Below are 18,364 nucleotides of genomic sequence, written 5' to 3' on the forward strand. Positions count from 1 at the left end.
CCTTGAGGCCCCGGAGGTTTCCGGGGCCTGGCTGCCCGAACAACCTGGTGAACGCACGCGCATGGTCTCCACCACAAACGCCCTGACATACTTGAAAACGTCGTCCTGGCGGATGCGGCGGACATCCGTCGTCGGTTTTATGCTGATGGCACCGCTTGCCCTGCTGATCGTCCTGTTCCTGATCGTGCCGCTGGTTCGTTTCGTCGTCCTCAGCGTCGACAATCGCGAAATCGCGCAGGCGCTTTCGCAAACCGCCGCTGCGCTGGAGACATGGCAGGGCGCGGACGTTCCGGGTGACGCCGCCTTCGCCGCCTTCAACCGGGATCTGGTGCGCGAGACCGAAAAGGGCAGCATCGCCAAGCTCGGCGCGAGGCTCAATTTCTTCCAGGGCGGGATGAACAGTCTCATCCGCAAGACCATCACGCGGTCTTCCGATCTGGAGCCGACCCGTACGGCATTCGAGGCGGTGGACAAGCGCTGGGGTGACCTGAAGACCTGGCGCGCGATCAAGCTGGCCACCAATCCAGCCATCCCCGAATACTATTTCAACGCACTCGATCTGAGGACCGCCGATCCGACGGCCATGGTCTCGGTCGAGGTCAAGCCGGAGGCGCAGCGGGTCTATATGCGCCTGTGGTTGCGCACGATCCTTGTCGCGCTTCTCGTCGTCTTCGTTTGTACGGCCATAGGCTATCCCATCGCCTACTATCTCTCCAATGCGCGGGGCCTTGCTTTCGCCGTCGCCATGGGCATGGTCCTGCTGCCCTTCTGGACGCCGCTTCTGGCAAGGATCGCGAGCTGGGTGATCCTTCTGGAGAACGGCGGCGTCATCAACAGCGTTCTCGTGGCGCTTGGCCTGGTGGATGATGCGAACCGCCCGCAGATTCTGCACAATCTGTTCGCAACCGTCGTGGTGATGTCCTACGTCCTCCTGCCCTATGCGGTTCTGCCCACATATGCCGTCATGAAACGCGTACAGCCGTCGCTGTTCAAGGCCGCCCTGACGCTCGGTGCCACGCCCTTGCGCGCCTTCCTGACCGTCTACCTGCCGCAGACGCTGCCGGGTGTTCTGGCGGGCGGCATCCTGATCTTCGTGCTGTCCTTCGGTTTCTATCTGACGCCTGAACTCGTGGGCGGCCCGAGCGGCAGCCTGATCGGCAATCTCATCGCCTACAATTTCTCCAAGTCCCTCAACTGGGGGCTGGCGGGAGCCCTGGCGACGATGTTGCTGCTGGTCATCGCCGCGGCCGCGCTGGTGCTGCGCGCGGTTTCGCCACAACCTGAGCAGGAAAGCTGACCGGAGCGGATGCAACAATGAAGCTTGCTATCAGAATATGGGTCCTGCTCGGTCTGGTCTTCCTGGCTTTGCCGCTCTTCGTGATCATTCCGCTATCCTTTACCGCGGGCCAGTATCTCTTCTACACGCCGGAGATGCTTGCGCTGGATCCCAACGCCTATTCGACGCGCTGGTATGCGGCGGTCCTGGGTGACCGGGAATGGATGCTCGCGCTGAAGAACAGCGTGTTCATCGGACTTTCGGCCGCGGCGTTGTCGACGGTGCTCGGCACGCTGGCTGCGCTGGGTCTTTCGCGCAGCGGGACGCCGCTCAAGAGTTTCTGGGCGGCACTCATCCTGTTGCCGCAGATCGTGCCGATCGTGATCATTGCCGGCGGACTCTATTCCGCCTTCTCCGATCTCAAGCTGATCGGCACCTACACGGCCGTCATCATTGCCCATACGGTGCTGGCGGCACCGGTCGCCGTGATCACGATACGGGCGAGCCTCCAGCGCTTCGACTGGCGCCTTGTCTCCGCGTCCGCGACGCTGGGTGCCGGTCCGTTCTACACATTCTGGAACGTCACGCTGCCCCTCATCCGGCCCGCCATTCTCGCCGGTGCGATCTTCGCCTTTGCAACCTCGCTCGATGAGGTCGTGGTGATCCAGTTTATCGGCGGCTACGACCAGAAAACGATCCCGCGTGAGATGCTCATCGGGCTTCGCGAGCATCTCAGCCCCGCCATTCTGGCAGTCGCGACGATGCTGGTCGGCTTTGCCGTCCTCATTCTGATCCTGGGTGAATTTCTGCGCCGCCGCGCCGAGAGCTACGCCCGGAAATCAACCTGACCAACAATGATGGCCGGATGGCCATCCCAAGCGGAAAGACAGGACAACATGCGGCATGGCGCACTTTTGAACGGCCCCCTCACGGCCCTGATCGGTGATCTCGGGCATTCGGACAAGATCATGATCGTCGATGCCGGCTGGCCTATCCCGAAGGACCTGCGCTACGACATCTGCCTCACCCACGGCATTCCGCGCCTGACCGATGTCTTTTCGGTGATCGCCGAAGAACTTTCTATCGAGACGGTGATCATCGATTCCGAAATGCAGAACCATGGCCCGGAGGTCTATGGCGAAGTCTGTCGCATCATTGCGGGTGCTGCCGCTGCATCGGGCGAGACGATCAAGGTCGAGAACGAGCCGCACGTCACCTTCAAGGAGCACGCAAAGTCGGTGAAAGGCATCATCCGGACCGGTGAATGCATCCCCTATTGCAACCTGGTGATCGTCGCCGGCCTGGCCTTCACGCCAGCGCGTCGCCGGAGCCCGCTTTGATGAGCATCCTGCGCGAGATCGAGGCGGAGGCGCTCAGGCCGGAAACGGTCGCCGAATTCGGCAGGGCGCTTGTGTTTGAAGGTCGTCCGGCCAGCAGTGCCGGCGAATGGTGGCGATGCTGGGAGGGATGCGCCGGGCTGAGCGAAGGCAGGCAGTGGGTCGGCTTCGTCCGGGTGGACGGCGAAAGCCCGGAGATCCGCGAGATGGAGCGCGAGCCGGGAACGGAGATCGTCATTCCGGTCGAGGGCGAACTCGTCCAAGTCGTGTCGAACGGCACGCGCGACCCTTCGGGTGTTGAAAGGCCCGATGCGCGCGGGGCACGGGCCTTCGTCCTGAAGCCGGGAACGGCTCTGGTGATGGCGCCGGGTGTCTGGCATGCGGCCGCGTTCGGGTTGCGCGGGCCTGCCTCCTATTTCTATGTCGCCGAGCGGCGCAAGGCCGAGGACAGCGAGGACAGGGGTGGCTGGGTCGAATTCGCCGACCGGTTCAGGCTCGTGTGCCCCTGCCGGCCAACCACGAGGGGAGAGTTTGATGGCCGGTAACGTTGTGACCCGCTACGAGAATGTCGTTAAGAGCTATGGTGCACTGACCGTGGTGAAGGGCCTCAACCTGGAGGTCCGGCGCGGCGAATTCCTCTCGCTGCTTGGCCCGTCCGGTTCGGGCAAGACGACCACGCTGATGATGCTGGCCGGTCTCGAAACACCGACCAGCGGCCGCATCCTCCTTGACGGCGTTTCCATCGAGGGCATACCGCCGCATCGGCGCAATATCGGCGTGGTGTTCCAGAACTACGCCCTGTTTCCGCATATGACGGTCGCCGAAAATCTCGCCTATCCGTTGAAGGCAAGGCGCATGGCCAGGCCGGAAATCGGTAGTCGCGTCCAGCGGGCGCTCGAAATAGTCAAGCTCGAAAGTCTCGCCGAGCGCCGCCCGGCCCAGCTTTCGGGCGGTCAACAACAGCGGGTGGCGCTGGCACGCGCGCTGGTGTTCGAGCCGAGCGTCGTGCTGCTCGACGAGCCGTTGGGCGCGCTCGACCGGCAGCTGCGCGAGACCATGCAGCTGGAACTCAAGCAACTGCACAGCGAAACGTCGGTCACGATGATCTACGTCACGCACGATCAGGGGGAGGCGATGACGATGTCCGACCGGGTCGCGGTCTTCCATGACGGCAACCTGCTTCAATGCGCACCGCCGAAACAGCTCTACGACGAGCCGGAAAGCGCCTTCGTCGCGGAATTCGTCGGGGAGAACAACCGGCTGTCCGGGACCCTCGTGTCGCGGGACGGAGAGCAGGGCTCGATCAAGACGGATGCGGGCATGATGGTTGCGTCAAGACTGAGCAGCAAGGTCCGGATCGGCGATCAGGTCCTTCTCTATGTTCGCCCGGAACGCGCCTCAATCGGCGTGGCGGCGGGCACGTGCGAAAACCGCTTCGAGGCGCGTGTCGTGGACACGATCTTCCAGGGCGATCACACGCGGCTGCGGCTCGATTTCCCTGCGTCTTCCCATTTCACGGTGAAGCAAAACTTTTTCGCTGACACCGGGCCGCCGGCCGTGGGCGACCGCGTCCGGCTCGGCTGGTCGGCGCAGGCGCTGCAGGTCGTTCAAGCCTAGCCAGCCAAGCAACATCGCGATCGATGCAGCCAGTCGCCGGACGTGCCCGGCGGTGCCGGTATCGCTCGTCAAGAAAACCATCGCCAGGAACGGATTCAATATGCACAGGCAAGATTTCCATAAGCTGTTCAAGTCGCCCGGGCCGGTCGTCCTGCCGGTCATCCATGTCCTGGATGCCGAACAGACGGTTCGCAATCTGCGCGTCGCCATGCAGGCGGGCGCGCCGGGCGTCCTCCTGATCAACCACGACATCGCCGTCGAGGCGTTCCTGCCGATCATTCGCAGCGCCCGCGCCACGTTCCCTTCGGCCTGGATCGGCGTGAATTTTCTGGCGGTGACGGGAAAGGCAGCGTTTCCGATCCTCGGAGACCTGCAGCGTGACGGTGTCGCGGTCGATGCCTATTGGGCGGATGATGCCTGCTTGAACGAGATGGGGCCGGCGGACATCCAGCCGGATGCAGCCGAGATCCGGAAGGCCCGCGACGCATCAGGGTGGGACGGCCTCTATATGGGGGGCACCTGCTTCAAGAAACAGCGGGAGGTCGCACCCGAGCACTACGAGGTTTCCGCGCGCATCGCGGTGTCCTGGATGGATGTGGTGACGACGTCCGGCATCGCGACGGGCCATGCCCCCGAGCTCGACAAGATCGAAACCTTCAGGCGTGGGGTCGGCGATGCGGCATTGGCCCTTGCCTCGGGGATCACGCCGGAAAACGCACCTGCGTTTGCGCCGCTGGTCGATTGTTTCATCGTCGGCACCGGCATCAGCTACGAGGGCGATTTCCACAACCTGGATCCGGCAAGGCTCGCGCGCCTTCTGGCCTATACGCGGCGTCAGGGCGAGGTCCCGTCGTCTGCCTCATGATGCGCCTGAGATCTTTTCGCGGGCGGGGCGTTCTCCGGTGCGGCGCTTCGTGTCCCCCATCGGAGGTCGAGTACGAATGGGGCGTCGGCTTCGAGCAGGAAAGGCTGCATGCCTCCAGAAGCAGCTTGCCCGCCGGTTCTTTGCTGGACAACCTGATGACGCTCGACGACTCGCTCGGCTCGATGATGCATTCGCGGCCAAGTTGCCGCAGGCCTGATCAGGCCCGCTTCACGCGGCGGATGAGGTTCAGCAGCACGAAGAGCGCGATGGAGACGGTGGTCAGCAGACTGGCCGCCGCCATGATCGTCGGGTTGATCTGGTCGCGGATGCCCGAGAACATCTGCACCGGCAGGGTGCGCTGGTCGGCGCCTGTGAGGAACAGGGCGACGATCACCTCGTCGAAGGACACCGCGAAGGCGAGCAGTGCACCCGAGACGATGCCGGGCAGGATGAGCGGCAGCGTGACGGCGAAGAACACGCTGACCGGCCCGGCCCCGAGGCTCGCGCCCGCCCGGCTGAGATTGCTGTCATAGGTCGACAGCGCCGAGAGCACGGTGACGACCACGAAGGGGATGGCGAGGGCCGCATGGGCCAGAACGAGGCCGGTGCGCGTGTTGGTCAGTCCCAGCGAACCGAAGAACATGTAGGCCCCGACGGCGACGATGACCACCGGCATGATCATCGGCGAGATCATCAGCGCCATCACGGCTTTGCGGGCGGGAAAGCCGGGGCGGCTGATGCCGAGGGCGGCGAGCGTGCCGAGAAAGGTCGCAATCAGGGTGCTGGCGGCGGCAGCGACGAGGCTGTTGACGAGGCTGTGCATCCAGCGCGCGTTCTGGAAGAAGTCCGCATACCAGCGCCACGAATATTCCCGGATCGGGAAGGTGAAGAACGGATCCTTCGAGACCGAGAGCGGGAAGACGACGAAGAGCGGCCCGATCAGGAAGGCGAGCACGGCAAAGGCGAAGAGGACGACGGCGAGGCGGCAGAGCCGTTCGCTGCGGGTCGCGTAAGCGGGAAGCCACATGGTTCTATCCGAGCTTTATGCGCTCCGCGCCGACGAGGCGCAGGAACAGGAGGTAGATGGAGAGCGTCATGACGAGAAGCAGGCCGGCCAGCGCCGCCGCCATGCCCCAGTTCAGGTCGCGGTTGATATAGGTGGCGATGAAGTTCGACAGCATCTGGTCGCGCGGGCCGCCAACCAGCGCGGGCGTGATGTAGTAGCCGAGCGAAAGAATGAAGGTCATCAGGCAGCCGGCGGTGACGCCGGGAAGCGTCTGCGGCGCATAGACCCGCCAGAAGGCGAAGAAGGGCGGGGCGCCGAGCGAACGCGCCGCCCGCATCTGCCCCTCGGGAATCGACTTCATGACGCTGAAGATCGGCAGGATGGTGAAGGGAAGCTGGATATGGGTCATCGCCGTCACCGTGCCGAAGCGCGTCAGCATCAGCTGCAGCTTCTCCGTGGTGAGGCCGAGCGCCAGGAGCACCTGGTTGATGACGCCGTCCGTCTGCAGAAGCACGACCCAGGCGGTGGTGCGCACCAGAAGCGAGGTCCAGAGCGGCAGCAGCACCATCAGCAGCATGAAGCCGGCAATGCGCGCGGGCGCCAGCGAAATGACATAGGCCGTCGGGAAGCCGAGGAGGAGCGTCGCCCCGGTCACGAGGCCGGCGATCCAGAGGGTGCGCCCGAGGATGCCGAGAAAGACGGCCTGGTCTTCTGCCACGCGGGTGATGGCGCCGGACGCATCCTGCTGCAGGTCGACCGCCGTCAGCAGGTAGTAGGGCGTCACGGGCGCGGCATTGCGCTTGATGATCGCCCAGAGGTCCGGGCTTGCCCAGACAGGATCGAGCGCGGCGAATTGCGGGGCGAGGGCGCCGTCCTTGAAATTACCGAGATGGCGCACGACGGACATGATGCGGCTGCGCATGCCGGCGCTCTCGTAGTTCAATCGCTTGCCGAGCGCGGCGGCGGTGTTGTCTTCCTTCGCACGGGTGAGATCGGCAAGCAGCGCCGCGAAGGCTGCCTCGCCCGGTGCGGCCGGCCCGTCCCCGTCCCAGCCGGCAAGGGCCGCGGCGGTCTGCGGCAGGGTATCGCGCACCTCCGGGTTCCGCACGGCCGTCGTGAGGAAGAGCCCGATCGGCGCGGCGAAGGTGACGATGAGGAAGAGGAGCGCCGGCAGCGCCAGCGCCAGCGCGCCGAGCCGGCCCGGCCGCTCGGCCCGCCGGAGCGCGGCGCGCAGGTTCGGGGCGGAGGCGGAAGAGGTGAGGGAAAGGGTCTGCGTCATGGTCACCTCGCCAGCAATCTGCAATCGGCGGCGGAAAACGCCATGCCGACATCGCGTCCCGGCAAGACCGCAGCCCCTTCGGCGGCCGGCAGGCTGGCAACGAGGCGTTCGGTGCCGAAGGCTTCGAGGGTGAGGCGCACCCGATCGCCGAGGAAGGTCTTGTCGAGCACCCGGGCCTTTATGCGGTTTTCCGCGCTTCCCGCGTCGTCGAGACCGAGCCGTTCGGGGCGCAGCGAGACGGTGAGGTCGCTTCGCGCGGGGTGCGCCGGCCCGCTCGCCGCAAGGCGCGTTCCATCCTTCATCCGCACGAACGCCAGGCCGTTCTCGCTGCCGAGGAATTCGCACGGGAGCGTGTTGTTGTCGCCGATGAAGCCGGCGACGAAGCGGTTCTCCGGCCGGTCGTAGAGCGTCACCGGATCGGAAAGCTGCTGGATGCGGCCGTCGTTGAAGACGGCGATCCGGTCGGACATGGTCAGCGCCTCCGACTGGTCGTGCGTCACATAGACCATGGTGATGCCGAGCTGCTGCTGGATCCTGCGGATCTCGATCTGCATGTGCTCGCGCAACTGCTTGTCGAGCGCCCCGAGCGGTTCGTCCATCAGGATGAGCTTCGGCTTGAACACCATGGCGCGGGCGAGCGCCACGCGCTGCTGCTGCCCGCCGGAAAGCTGCGCCGGACGGCGTTCGCCAAGCCCGTCGAGCCTGACCATGGCGAGCGCCTCTGCAACCCGCCTTGCCGCCTCCGCGCCGCGGATGCCGCGGTAGCGCAGCGGAAAGCCGACATTGTCGGCCACCGTCATATGCGGGAAGAGCGCATAGTTCTGGAAGACGAAGCCGATGTCCCGCCGCTCCGGCGGCAGGCGTTCCACCGCCTGTCCTTCCAGCAGGATGCGCCCGTTCGTCGGCTGCTCGAAGCCGCCGAGCATCATCAGCGTCGTCGTTTTGCCCGAGCCGGACGGGCCGAGCATGGTGAGGAACTCGCCGCGCCGCACGGCAAGGTTCAGGTCCTCCACCACGAGCGTGCGCCCGTCATAGGTCTTCTGCACCCGCTCGAAGACGACCATCGGACTGGCGGCAGGGGTTGGCGACGGCTCGTCGCCGAGCCGCCTCCTTTCCAGCGTCATCGTGTTCATCCGCCCGCCCCTCAGTTGGAAAGCCAGGTGGTGAAGCGCTTGCGGATCTCGTCGCCGTGGTCTGCCCAGAAGGCGTTGTCGAGCGTGAGCGAAGTCGTCAGGTTGGCCGGGCTCGTCGGCAGGTTCCTGGCGTCTTCCGGTGCCACCTCGGCGGCCGCCGTCGAGCGCACGGGGCCGTAGGGGATATATTTCGCGATGCCGGCCAGCACCTTCGGCTCGACGGCGAAGCGGATGAAGGCGAGCGAGCCCTCGACGTCCTTCGCGCCCTTGGGAATGACCCAGTAATTGGAATCGAGGATCTGGTTGTCCCAGACGATGCCGAAATTGCGGCCTTCCTTGTTGGCGTTGAAGATGCGGCCGTTCCAGGCCGTCGTCATCGTCACCTCGCCGGAGGCGAGCAATTGCGGAGCCTGCGCGCCCGCCTCCCACCAGACGATCTGGTCCTTGATCGTGTCGAGCTTGGCGAAGGCGCGGTCGAGGCCATCGGGCGTCGCGAGCGTCGCATAGACGTCCTGCGACGGCACGCCGTCGGCCAGGAGCGCGAATTCGAGGTTGGTCGCCGGGTTCTTCCACAGGCCCCGCTTGCCGGGGAAGGTGGCGAGGTCGAAGAGGTCGGCAAGCTTCGTCGGGGCCTTTTCGAGCTTGTCCTCGTCATAGGAGAGCACCGTCGCATAGACGATCGTGCCGACGCCGCAATCCGAGGTCGTGCCGGCGAGCCATTCGGATTTCGGTCCGATCTTCTCCCAGTCGATCGTTTCGAAAATGCCTTCGTCGCAGCCCTGCAGCAGGGTCGGCGCGTCGACATCGACCACGTCGATCGTCGTGTTGCCGCTGTCGATCATCGCCTTGATCTTGGCGATCTCGCCGCCGTATTCCTGCTCGGACACGGCCCGGCCGGTTTCCTCGGCATAGGCGCTGAAGACGGCCTTGCGCTGGGCGTCCTGATAGGCGCCGCCGAAGCTCATGACGGAAAGCGGATCGGCGGCGTTCGCCGCACCGAGGAGCAAGCAGGAGGCGAGCGTCGTCGCTGCCAGAAACATGGGTTTTCTGAACATGGAAATTCCTCTCTGGAGACAGATTCAAATGCCCGTCGCGCCGCCCGTCTTGATCGCGGGCTGTGAGGAAAGCCTATGTTGCGCCATGCTGCGGCGCAAATAAGTAGGTATGATGGAGACATGAGCACCGCTTATCGGCACGCGGCGGACAAAAAAACGCCCCGTGAAAACGGGGCGTTGCGTCTTGCTTCGCGAAAGGCCGGTCAGGCTGCTTCGCGGTTCTCGATATCGGTCGGGACCGTGGAGATCGTCTTCAGGATCTGCGAAGCGATCTGGTAGGGGTCGCCCTGGGAGTTCGGGCGGCGGTCTTCGAGGTAGCCGCGATAGCCGTTGTTGACGAAGGAGTGTGGCACGCGGATCGAGGCGCCGCGGTCTGCCACGCCGTAGCTGAACTGGTGGATCGAGGCCGTTTCATGCTTGCCGGTCAGGCGCATGTGGTTGTCCGGGCCGTAGACGGCGATGTGGTCGGCGCGGGCCTCGGCGAAAGCACCCATGAGGGCTTCGAAATAGTCCCTGCCGCCGACTTCGCGCATGTAGGCGGTCGAGAAGTTGGCGTGCATGCCCGAGCCGTTCCAGTCGGTGTCGCCGAGCGGCTTGCAGTGGTATTCGACGTCGATGCCGTACTTTTCGGTCAGGCGCTGCAGCAGGTAGCGGGCAAGCCAGATCTCGTCGGCGGCCTTGCGCGAGCCCTTGCCGAAGACCTGGAATTCCCACTGGCCCTTGGCGACCTCGGCATTGATGCCTTCATGGTTGATGCCGGCGGCGAGGCAGATCTCGAGATGTTCCTCGACGATCTTGCGGGCGACGGCGCCGACATTGCTGTAGCCGACGCCGCAGTAGTACGGGCCCTGCGGAGCCGGGAAGCCGGCGTCCGGGAAGCCGAGCGGCCGGCCGTTCTGGTAGAAGAAGTATTCCTGTTCGAAGCCGAACCAGGCGCTTTCGTCATCGAGGATTGAAGCGCGGGTGTTGGACGGATGCGGCGTCTTGGCGTCCGGCATCATGACTTCGCAGAGGACGAGCACGCCGTTCTTGCGCTCGGGATCGGGATAGCTGGCGACCGGCTTCAGCACGCAGTCCGAGCTCGAGCCTTCGGCCTGCAACGTCGAGGAGCCGTCAAAACCCCAGAGCGGAAGCTGTTCCAGCGTCGGGAAAGCGTCGAATTCCTTGATGAGGGTCTTGCCGCGCAGGTTCGGGGTGGGCTTGTACCCGTCGAGCCAGATGTATTCGAGCTTGTACTTTGTCATTTCGTTCTCTCACTGACGCTGGTTTTGCAAGACCGCCGGACGCTTGAGGCAGCCGACAGCCGGATAGCGAATGAAAAGCATCAAACGTGCCAGATCGAAGCGGGCGCCGATATTCGCGAGAAATTCATCCGTCGGGCCTGCGGCTGCCTTCGGGCAAGGCGGCGATACCGCTGAAAGAAGGGGCGGATTGCACAAAAGATAGGCGGCGCACGGCAGGCTTTGAGGCATCGCTCATTTTCGAGGCCGGGAGCGTTGCATCGGTTGATGCGCGGCATGGACCGCCTCGCCGGTGCGGATCGGTGTGTTGCGCAGAAATTCGACCGGCCGGCCGGCTCTGTTCGCGGAAATGACAGGCCCGGACTCTCCGTGGCGGCTGCTTGGTGCCGGGCAGGCAGGAATGGCCAGCCAGGCGGAAAAAATTCCCCGATGCCGGGGATGGGCGCGAACAATAACTCCGCGCACAGGGGTTTGTGGCAATCTATTGCCTATAAAATCTATGGATTATATCTTTTAATGATCCCGTTGACTTGCCAGGAGGATATCATGCCCAAGACCGAATCCAATCCCATCACGCTTGGAACCCGCGCTCCGGACTTCGTTCTGCCCGATGCGAACGGTGCCGAGTTCAGTCTCAAGGACTTCGCGGACAGCCCGGCCTTGCTGGTCGCCTTCATCTCCAACCGCTGCCCCTTCGTGGTGCTGATCCGCGAGGCGCTGGCGAAGTTCGCCCGCGACCATGCCGGGCAGGGACTTGCCGTCGTCGCGATCAACAGCAACGACGCGGAGGCGCATCCGGAAGAAACGCTCGAACGGCTCGGCATCGAGGCGAAGACCTACGGCTACGATTTCCCCTATCTGAAGGACGAAACGCAGGCGGTGGCCAAGGCCTATGGCGCGGCCTGCACGCCGGACTTCTTCCTCTACGACGGCGAGCGCCGGCTCGCCTATCACGGCCAGTTCGACGATGCCCGCCCGGGCAACGGCAAGGATGTGACCGGCGCGGATCTGCGGGCGGCCGTGGAGGCCGTGCTGAAGGGCGGCCCCGCTCAGGCGACCCAGGTTCCCTCCATCGGCTGCAACATCAAGTGGACCGCTGGCAACGAGCCCTCCTGGTTCTCCACCGCCGCCTGAACCGATACCCGCATCCCTCGCACGAAACCGGAGCATCATGGCATCGCGTCGCAAGGAACAGTCCCCCGAAGAGGGGCGCCTCATCGAAACGGACGTGCTTGTCGTCGGTGGCGGTCCCGCCGCCGGCTGGGCGGCGCTGTCGGCCGCCGAGGCCGGCGCCCGCGTCGTCCTGGCCGACAAGGGCTATCATGGCACGAGCGGCGCCACGGCGCCGTCGAACACGGGAACCTGGTGCGTGCCGCCGGGCGAGGGGCGGGCGGCTTCCGTCGAGCAGCGTTTCAAGCGCACGGCCGGCCTTGCCGACCGTCGCTGGATGCTGCGCGCCGCCGACCAGGCCTATGAGAACCTCCAGAAGCTGGTGGAATGGGGCTATCCCTTCCCGAGCGAGGAGGACGGCAGCCTCTATATCGCCAATCTGCGCGGGCCGGACTACATGCGCTTCCTGCGCCAGCGCGTGCAGAAGGCCGGTGTCACGATCCTCGATCATCACCCGATCCTCGAACTGCTCGGCGACGACAATCACGTCGCTGGCGCCGCGGGGCTTGCGCGCCGCAACGGGGCGAGCTTCCAGGTCCTGGCGGGGGCCGTGGTTCTGGCCACGGGCGGCTGCGCCTTTTTCGAGCGCATCCTCGGCGGCACGGGGCTGACGGGCGACGGCTACCTCTTCGCCGCGGAGGCCGGTGCATCGTTGTCCGGCATGGAGTTCACCGGCAAATATACGCTCGCTCCGCATGGCTCGTCGCTGAACAAGGGCCTGCCGTTCCGCTGGGCCACCTTCTACGGCGCGAACGGCGAGGTGCTGCGCAACGCCCGCGGCGAGCCGGTGACGAACGGCATCGGCGGCGGCGAGCGGCAGGTGGCGGAAGCGCTGCTGGCCGGCCCGGTCCATGCCCGGCTCGACCTTGCCGAGCCCGCCATGCAGGACTGGCTGCGGCGCGGCCAGCCCAACTGCTTCCAGCCCTATGAGCGCATGGGCATCAATCCTTTCACGGACCTCTTCCGTGTCGATCTCAAATACGAGGGCACGGTGCGCGGCACCGGCGGCATCCGCATCGTCTCCTCCGATTGCGGCACCGGCATTGCCGGCCTTTATGCCGCCGGTGACGCGGCGAGCCGCGAGAACGTGACGGGCGGCATTTCCGGCGGCGGTGCGATCAACGCCTCCTGGGCGATCGCCAGCGGCTGGTGGGCCGGCCACGGCGCGGCCCGGCACGCCCACCGCCGGCAGGGGCGCGATGGAAGTCGCCTGCGCCCGCTCGGCACGACGGCTCTTCGCGGCGGCACGGCCGGGCCTGCTGTCGACCTTGCCGCGGCCGCCCGCACGGTGCACGACGAGATCGCCCCGCTCGACAAGAGTTATTGGCGCACGTCTGCAACGCTTGAAGCGAGTGAGAGGACGCTGGAGGACATCTGGTCCCGGCTGAACCGGGCGCCGCCGGCGACGGGCATCGAACGCCTGCAGGCCCGCGAGGTCGCCGCCGTCACCGCCAGCGCCCGCTGGACGGTCGCCGCAGCGACATTGCGCACCGAGAGCCGCGGCGTGCACCGCCGGCGCGATTTTCCGGGAGAGAGCGAGGTGCAGGCGAGCCGCATCATCGTTTCCGGCCTCGACCGGGTGACGGCGGTGCGGGAGACCCTTGCCCTTGAAACGGCGCAGGAGGGCTGAACGATGATCGAAGTCGTTTCGGCCGACCGCTGCATCCGCTGCGACATCTGCGAGCGCATCTGTCCGGCCTTCGTCTTCGACCGGGACGAGACGGGGCTTCCCGTCATCGCCCGGCAGGATGACTGCCAGACCTGCTTCCTCTGCGAAATCTATTGCCCGACCGATGCCCTTTATGTCGCCGAGCAGGCGGATGGCCCGACAGGCATCACAGAGCCCGACGTCCTCGAGCGCGATCTCTTCGGCGCCTATGCCCGTGCGCTGGGCTGGAATCGCGGGCGCGCCGGGGGAACACGAAATGACCCGACCCGCCACATCCGCGTGGCGCAGGTCTGAAAAGGAGATACCCATGGAACGCATCGCCGTCAGCGCCGTGCGCAAATCGTTCAACCTGAAGCCCGGCCAGACCGTGACCGTCGACGGCGTCACGTCCAGCCGCATCGCGGTGCTGGACGGCGTCGACCTCACCATCGACAGCGGCGAGTTCATCACGCTGGTCGGCCCGTCGGGCAGCGGCAAGTCGGTGCTGCTCGACGTGATCGCCGGGCTGACCGAGGCGACCTCGGGTGTCGCCCGCATCGATGGCGTCGAAGTCACCAAGCCCCACGCCCGCACGGCCTATGTCTTCCAGCAATATGCGCTCTTTCCCTGGCGCACGGCGCTGCAGAATGTCGAATACGCACTGGAAGTGCGGGGCGTTCCCGCAGCCGAGCGGCGCGAGCGGGCGAAGGATTTCCTGCATCTCTTCGGCCTCAAGGGCTTCGAGGACCGTTTCCCCTCGCAGCTTTCCGGCGGCATGCAGCAGCGCGTGGCGATCGCCCGGGCGCTTTCCACCGATCCGCAGGTCCTCCTGATGGACGAGCCCTTCGCCGCGCTCGACGCGCAGACCCGCGACATCCTGCAAAGCGAGCTCCTGCGCATCTGGGAACAGATCAAGACGACGGTGGTCTTCGTCACCCATTCGATTGACGAGGCGATCTATCTCGCCGACCGCGTCGTGGTGATGACCGCCCGGCCGGCGAGCGTGAAGGAGATCGTCACGATCGACCTGCCGCGTCCGCGCGATCTCGATATCCGCAACAGCGAGGCCTTCAATGCCTATCGCGGCCGCGTCTGGGAAAGCCTGCGCGACGAAGTCGGCAAGGCCCAGCGCGACTGGACCCTTGCTTCCACCTACGCCAATTGAGGGAGGATCCGATGAGCCTCATCGTCGACCGCAACCTGCCGCTCCGCAACACCTTTTCATTGCGCCGCAAGCGCACCCCTTCCAAGGCGCCGAGCGCTTTCAGCGAGACCGTCTCCACCATCACGCTCGGCCTGCCGGCGCTCGTCGCCTTCGCGCTGCTCTGGGAGATCGCGCCGCGCGCCGGCTGGATCAACGCGCTGTTCTTCCCGCCGCTGAGCCAGGTGCTCGCGGTGCTCTGGGAGATGATCGTCTCCGGCCAGCTTGCCGACCATATCGGCATCAGCCTGCAGCGTGCCGCGATCGGCTTCCTGCTCGCCGTCGTCACCGCCGTGCCGCTCGGCTTCCTGATGGGCCGCTATTCGCTGTTCGAGAAGGCCTCCGACTTCCTCGTCCAGACGCTGCGCAACACCTCGCAATTCGCGCTGCTGCCGGTCTTCATCCTCGTTCTCGGCATCGGCGAGGCCTCCAAGATCGCCATCACCTTCTATGCCGCGGTGTTCTTCCTGCTGATCAACACGATCGTCGGGGTGAAGTCCGTCGATCCGCTGCTCGTCAAGGCGGCGCGCTCCATGGGCACCTCGGACTGGGACCTCTTCAAGAAGGTGATCTTCCCGTCCGCTATTCCCTCGATCGTTGCCGGCGCCCGGCTCGGGGTGAAGACCTCGCTCTTCTCGGTGATCGCCGCCGAGATGCTCGCCGCCCAGTCCGGCATCGGCTACCTCATCCAGAATTCGTCGCTGATGCTGGAAACCGACTGCATGTATGCCGGCATCCTGACACTGACGATCATCGGCCTCCTGCTCAACTACCTGCTCGTCGCCGGCGAACGGCGCGCGACGCACTGGCGCGGCAGCGGCGAAAGCGGCCCGAACTGATCCCTCATCGCATTGCTTCCTCCATCAACGGCCTGTTCCGAAAGGACCCATCCATGACATCGTTTTCCATCCGTCCGCTGCGCCGGACGCTCCTGAAAATCGCGCTCGCGCTGTCGATCCTGCCCGTCGCGGGCCTTGCGCCGGCCTTGGCCGACGAGGCGAAGCCCGACGTCATCCGCATCGGCTCCACTGCGCCGGGCCACCTGAAGTTCATCCTCTACCGCAACAAGAAGCTGCTGGAGGACGAGTTCGCCAAGGACGGCATCAAGATCGAGCTGACCACCTTCGACGGCGGCTCGGCGGCGACCGTCGCCCTCGGCTCCGGCGCAATCGACTTCACCTATATCGGCAACAACCCGTCGCTGCGCCTTGCGGCCACCGGCGCCGATGTGAAGCTCGTCGGCCTGTCGAGCTGGAACCGTTCCAACGAGACGCAGATCGTCGTAAAGCCGGATTCGCCGATCCAGAAGATCGAGGATCTCAAGGGCAGGAAGGTCGCCTATCTCGCCGGCACGGTGCGCCACTCGACCTTCGCCAAGGCGCTGAAGACGGTGGGCCTTTCGATCAATGACGTGGAAAGCCTCAACCTCGGCATCGAGAGCTCCGGCCCGGCCCTTTCGCGCGGTGATGTCGATGCGGTGGTCGAGAGCACCGGCCCCGTGCAGAAGCTGGTCGAGGAAGGCGAGGCCCGGGTGATCTTCGATGCCGGCGTTTCCGGCAGCCCGGAATGGGCCGTACCGCATCTCCTCAGCGTCAACGGCGATTTCGCCCGCAAATATCCCGACATCGTGACGCGTCTTTTGGCCGTCGATATCGCGGCGGCGCGCTGGGCCGATGCCAACCCGGAAGAGACGATCGCGATCTTCGTCAAGGAAACCGGCAACAGCGACAATGCGGTGCGCGCGACCTATCCGGACGGCAAGTTCTTCCAAGATCCGCAGATCACCGAGGAGGCAGTGCGCGCGCTTCAGGGCGAGGAGGCCTTCATGGCCGATGCCGGGCTCCTGAAGGGCAAGGTGAACTACGACACCTGGATCGACCGCTCCTTCTACGACGCAGCCGTCAAGAAGGTGGATGCCAGCAACTGATTTTCGGGCGTTTCCGCATTCTCCCGATTGCGGAAACGTTTTATTCTTTCATCTCAGCGTCATTCCGGCGAAACCGCTTCGCGCTTTCGCCGGAATTGCTCTATAGGACGGGACGGCGGCGTTCGAACGTCGTCGCCCGTTTTGCGATTGCGATGTCCTCCATTCCCTCTCCGCCGATACCGCTTCACCGTACCCGCATCGTCCCGGCCGTCGTCGCCGTGGCCTTCTTCATGCAGATGCTCGACAGCACGATCATCGCGACGTCGCTGCCGGCGATGGCGCAGGCCTTCTCGACGGATGTCGTGGCGCTCAACATCGGCTTCACAGCCTATCTGCTCGCCATGGCCGTGTTCATACCGCCGGCCGGCTGGCTTGCCGACCGGTTCGGCGCACGCGAGGTCTTCCTGACGGCGATCGTTCTTTTCACGCTTTCCTCCGTCGCCTGCGGCTTTTCCGGCTCGCTTGCCGAGTTCACCGCGGCGCGGCTCCTCCAGGGCGCATCCGCCGCGCTGATGACGCCGGTCGGGCGCCAGCTCGTGCTGCGCGGCGCGCCGAAGGCGGAGCTGGTGCGGGCGATCGCCACCATTACCTGGCCGGCGCTGATCGCGCCGGTGGTCGGGCCGCTGATCGGCGCTTGGGTCACCACCCATGCCGGCTGGGAATGGAATTTCTTCATCAACCTGCCGCTCGGCCTGGTCGGCGTGCTGCTCGTCCTGTTCTTCGTGCCTCAGGCGCCGGCCGAAGGCGCGCGACCCTTCGACCTGAAGGGCTTCCTCTTGACGGGAAGCGCGCTCGCGCTGACGCTTGCCGGCCTGGAGCTCTCCAGCGCGCCGACGGGCGGCGCCGGCACGCTCGCCGTTCTCGCCCTCGGCCTTGCCGCCGGCTGGGTCGCCATCCGTCATCTCCGGCGCGCGCCGCATGCCCTGCTCGACATGGCCGTGCTCAACGTGCCGACCTTCGCCTTCGCGACGCTCTCGGCCGGCACCGCCGGCCGGCTTGCGGTCAATGCCACGCCCTTCCTGCTGCCGCTCCTGTTCCAGGTCGGCCTCGGCCTCGATGCCGTCGAGACCGGCTCGCTCGTGCTCGTCTATTTCCTCGGCAACCTGTTGATGAAGAGCGTGACGACGCCGGCGCTGCGCCTTTTCGGCTTCCGCACGCTGCTCGTCGTCAACGGCCTCGTCGCCGCGCTGACGATCGGCGCCTTTGCCCTTGTCGACGGCGATACGCCGCGCCTCCTGCTGTTTGCGCTGCTGATCGCCTGCGGATTGTCCCGCTCGATGCAGTTCACCGCGCTGACGACGATCGCCTTTGCCGATGTCACGCCCGCCCAGCGAAGCGCGGCGACGACGATCTCGGCCATGCTGCAGCAGCTCGCGCAGCTTCTCGGCGTCGCCGTGGCCGCCGCCGTCATCCGCCTCTCGGCCGCCCTTTTCCCCGAGGCCGCCGGCGGCAGCATGCTGACGGACATCCGTGCCGCCTTCCTGTGCATCGCCGCAATCGGCCTCGTCTCGGCCCTGCGTTTCCTCGCGCTGCCCGCCGGCGCCGGGGCGGAAGTTTCGGGACATCGCCGCCGTCCCTCTTGATTCTCTTCAAGATTGCGGTAGCCTGC

Annotated in this window: 19 protein-coding genes; 13 read left to right on the plus strand and 6 right to left on the minus strand. The window is 65.5% G+C overall.

Going from position 1 to position 18,364, the window contains the following annotated elements; genetic code table 11:
- The first annotated feature begins 145 nt into the window (after positions 1–145).
- From MUU56_RS25795 to MUU56_RS32870, 6 genes are read left to right on the plus strand one after another with little or no spacing between them, the layout of a single operon-like run.
- Entirely contained in the window at positions 146–1,297 is a 1,152-nt protein-coding gene (locus tag MUU56_RS25795) for an ABC transporter permease (protein ID WP_244770143.1), read from the plus strand.
- A gap of 17 nt (positions 1,298–1,314) precedes the next feature.
- The gene (locus MUU56_RS25800) at positions 1,315–2,124 is read left to right on the plus strand and encodes an ABC transporter permease (protein ID WP_244770144.1); all 810 of its coding nucleotides are present in this window, start codon (positions 1,315–1,317) and stop codon (positions 2,122–2,124) included.
- 48 nt (positions 2,125–2,172) lie between these two features.
- On the plus strand, positions 2,173–2,616 hold the full coding sequence (gene rbsD, locus MUU56_RS25805; RefSeq protein ID WP_244770282.1) for a D-ribose pyranase: 444 nt from the start codon (positions 2,173–2,175) through the stop codon (positions 2,614–2,616).
- Positions 2,616–3,158, plus strand: coding sequence for an ureidoglycolate lyase (locus MUU56_RS25810; RefSeq protein ID WP_244770145.1), 543 nt, complete (start codon positions 2,616–2,618; stop codon positions 3,156–3,158). The genes rbsD and MUU56_RS25810 overlap by 1 nt, the downstream gene beginning before the upstream one ends.
- The gene (locus MUU56_RS25815) at positions 3,148–4,230 is read left to right on the plus strand and encodes an ABC transporter ATP-binding protein (protein ID WP_244770146.1); all 1,083 of its coding nucleotides are present in this window, start codon (positions 3,148–3,150) and stop codon (positions 4,228–4,230) included. Before MUU56_RS25810 ends, MUU56_RS25815 begins: the two co-directional genes overlap by 11 nt.
- Positions 4,231–4,282: 52 nt before the next feature.
- Positions 4,283–5,095, plus strand: a complete 813-nt coding sequence (locus MUU56_RS32870) for a BtpA/SgcQ family protein (protein ID WP_244770147.1) — start codon at positions 4,283–4,285, stop codon at positions 5,093–5,095.
- A gap of 217 nt (positions 5,096–5,312) precedes the next feature.
- On the opposite strand, the gene MUU56_RS25825 is transcribed toward MUU56_RS32870, so the two are convergent.
- The 6 genes from MUU56_RS25825 to MUU56_RS25850 all read right to left on the minus strand — a co-directional run bounded on the left by MUU56_RS25825 (position 5,313) and on the right by MUU56_RS25850 (position 11,040).
- Positions 5,313–6,122, minus strand: a complete 810-nt coding sequence (locus MUU56_RS25825; RefSeq protein WP_244770148.1) for an ABC transporter permease — start codon at positions 6,120–6,122, stop codon at positions 5,313–5,315.
- A 4-nt stretch (positions 6,123–6,126) separates the two neighbouring features.
- Positions 6,127–7,380 carry an ABC transporter permease gene (locus MUU56_RS25830; protein ID WP_244770149.1) on the minus strand — a complete coding sequence of 418 codons (1,254 nt, stop codon included), beginning with the start codon at positions 7,378–7,380 and terminating at the stop codon, positions 6,127–6,129.
- A 2-nt stretch (positions 7,381–7,382) separates the two neighbouring features.
- The gene (locus tag MUU56_RS25835) at positions 7,383–8,513 is read right to left on the minus strand and encodes an ABC transporter ATP-binding protein (protein ID WP_244770150.1); all 1,131 of its coding nucleotides are present in this window, start codon (positions 8,511–8,513) and stop codon (positions 7,383–7,385) included.
- A gap of 11 nt (positions 8,514–8,524) precedes the next feature.
- Positions 8,525–9,568, minus strand: a complete 1,044-nt coding sequence (locus tag MUU56_RS25840) for an ABC transporter substrate-binding protein (protein ID WP_244770151.1) — start codon at positions 9,566–9,568, stop codon at positions 8,525–8,527.
- A gap of 203 nt (positions 9,569–9,771) precedes the next feature.
- On the minus strand, positions 9,772–10,812 hold the full coding sequence (locus tag MUU56_RS25845; RefSeq protein ID WP_244770152.1) for a glutamine synthetase beta-grasp domain-containing protein: 1,041 nt from the start codon (positions 10,810–10,812) through the stop codon (positions 9,772–9,774).
- Between the two features lie 9 nt (positions 10,813–10,821).
- Entirely contained in the window at positions 10,822–11,040 is a 219-nt protein-coding gene (locus tag MUU56_RS25850; protein ID WP_244770153.1) for a hypothetical protein, read from the minus strand.
- A gap of 315 nt (positions 11,041–11,355) precedes the next feature.
- On the opposite strand from MUU56_RS25850, the gene MUU56_RS25855 reads away from it, so the two are divergent.
- The 7 genes from MUU56_RS25855 to MUU56_RS25885 all read left to right on the plus strand — a co-directional run bounded on the left by MUU56_RS25855 (position 11,356) and on the right by MUU56_RS25885 (position 18,338).
- Positions 11,356–11,943 carry a thioredoxin family protein gene (locus tag MUU56_RS25855; RefSeq protein ID WP_244770154.1) on the plus strand — a complete coding sequence of 196 codons (588 nt, stop codon included), beginning with the start codon at positions 11,356–11,358 and terminating at the stop codon, positions 11,941–11,943.
- 37 nt (positions 11,944–11,980) lie between these two features.
- Positions 11,981–13,609 (plus strand): FAD-dependent oxidoreductase, encoded by a 1,629-nt coding sequence (locus MUU56_RS25860; protein ID WP_244770155.1) that lies wholly within the window; start codon positions 11,981–11,983, stop codon positions 13,607–13,609.
- A 3-nt stretch (positions 13,610–13,612) separates the two neighbouring features.
- A complete protein-coding gene (locus MUU56_RS25865; protein ID WP_023516983.1) occupies positions 13,613–13,942 on the plus strand; it encodes a 4Fe-4S dicluster domain-containing protein in 330 nt (109 codons plus the stop codon).
- Between the two features lie 13 nt (positions 13,943–13,955).
- Entirely contained in the window at positions 13,956–14,792 is an 837-nt protein-coding gene (locus MUU56_RS25870; RefSeq protein WP_244770156.1) for an ABC transporter ATP-binding protein, read from the plus strand.
- An 11-nt stretch (positions 14,793–14,803) separates the two neighbouring features.
- Positions 14,804–15,667 carry an ABC transporter permease gene (locus MUU56_RS25875; protein ID WP_244770157.1) on the plus strand — a complete coding sequence of 288 codons (864 nt, stop codon included), beginning with the start codon at positions 14,804–14,806 and terminating at the stop codon, positions 15,665–15,667.
- A gap of 53 nt (positions 15,668–15,720) precedes the next feature.
- Positions 15,721–16,755, plus strand: coding sequence for an aliphatic sulfonate ABC transporter substrate-binding protein (locus MUU56_RS25880; RefSeq protein WP_244770158.1), 1,035 nt, complete (start codon positions 15,721–15,723; stop codon positions 16,753–16,755).
- Positions 16,756–16,907: 152 nt separating this feature from the next.
- The gene (locus MUU56_RS25885; RefSeq protein WP_244770159.1) at positions 16,908–18,338 is read left to right on the plus strand and encodes an MFS transporter; all 1,431 of its coding nucleotides are present in this window, start codon (positions 16,908–16,910) and stop codon (positions 18,336–18,338) included.
- Positions 18,339–18,364 lie beyond the last annotated feature (26 nt).

The sequence above is a fragment of the Shinella yambaruensis genome, from assembly GCF_022899355.1.
Lineage (GTDB): Bacteria > Pseudomonadota > Alphaproteobacteria > Rhizobiales > Rhizobiaceae > Shinella > Shinella yambaruensis.

What these genes read in the sequence shown, in the direction of transcription:
- rbsD (WP_244770282.1), top strand. Translation starts at nt 2,173, where the DNA reads ATGCGGCATGGCGCACTTTTGAACGGCCCCCTCACGGCCCTGATCGGT.
- MUU56_RS25850 (WP_244770153.1), bottom strand. Translation starts at nt 11,040, where the DNA reads ATGCCTCAAAGCCTGCCGTGCGCCGCCTATCTTTTGTGCAATCCGCCC.
- MUU56_RS25800 (WP_244770144.1), top strand. Translation starts at nt 1,315, where the DNA reads ATGAAGCTTGCTATCAGAATATGGGTCCTGCTCGGTCTGGTCTTCCTG.
- MUU56_RS25825 (WP_244770148.1), bottom strand. Translation starts at nt 6,122, where the DNA reads ATGTGGCTTCCCGCTTACGCGACCCGCAGCGAACGGCTCTGCCGCCTC.
- MUU56_RS25875 (WP_244770157.1), top strand. Translation starts at nt 14,804, where the DNA reads ATGAGCCTCATCGTCGACCGCAACCTGCCGCTCCGCAACACCTTTTCA.
- MUU56_RS25840 (WP_244770151.1), bottom strand. Translation starts at nt 9,568, where the DNA reads ATGTTCAGAAAACCCATGTTTCTGGCAGCGACGACGCTCGCCTCCTGC.
- MUU56_RS25830 (WP_244770149.1), bottom strand. Translation starts at nt 7,380, where the DNA reads ATGACGCAGACCCTTTCCCTCACCTCTTCCGCCTCCGCCCCGAACCTG.
- MUU56_RS25815 (WP_244770146.1), top strand. Translation starts at nt 3,148, where the DNA reads ATGGCCGGTAACGTTGTGACCCGCTACGAGAATGTCGTTAAGAGCTAT.
- MUU56_RS25810 (WP_244770145.1), top strand. Translation starts at nt 2,616, where the DNA reads ATGAGCATCCTGCGCGAGATCGAGGCGGAGGCGCTCAGGCCGGAAACG.
- MUU56_RS25860 (WP_244770155.1), top strand. Translation starts at nt 11,981, where the DNA reads ATGGCATCGCGTCGCAAGGAACAGTCCCCCGAAGAGGGGCGCCTCATC.
- MUU56_RS25865 (WP_023516983.1), top strand. Translation starts at nt 13,613, where the DNA reads ATGATCGAAGTCGTTTCGGCCGACCGCTGCATCCGCTGCGACATCTGC.
- MUU56_RS25880 (WP_244770158.1), top strand. Translation starts at nt 15,721, where the DNA reads ATGACATCGTTTTCCATCCGTCCGCTGCGCCGGACGCTCCTGAAAATC.
- MUU56_RS25855 (WP_244770154.1), top strand. Translation starts at nt 11,356, where the DNA reads ATGCCCAAGACCGAATCCAATCCCATCACGCTTGGAACCCGCGCTCCG.
- MUU56_RS25835 (WP_244770150.1), bottom strand. Translation starts at nt 8,513, where the DNA reads ATGAACACGATGACGCTGGAAAGGAGGCGGCTCGGCGACGAGCCGTCG.
- MUU56_RS25870 (WP_244770156.1), top strand. Translation starts at nt 13,956, where the DNA reads ATGGAACGCATCGCCGTCAGCGCCGTGCGCAAATCGTTCAACCTGAAG.
- MUU56_RS25795 (WP_244770143.1), top strand. Translation starts at nt 146, where the DNA reads ATGGCACCGCTTGCCCTGCTGATCGTCCTGTTCCTGATCGTGCCGCTG.
- MUU56_RS25845 (WP_244770152.1), bottom strand. Translation starts at nt 10,812, where the DNA reads ATGACAAAGTACAAGCTCGAATACATCTGGCTCGACGGGTACAAGCCC.
- MUU56_RS25885 (WP_244770159.1), top strand. Translation starts at nt 16,908, where the DNA reads ATGTCCTCCATTCCCTCTCCGCCGATACCGCTTCACCGTACCCGCATC.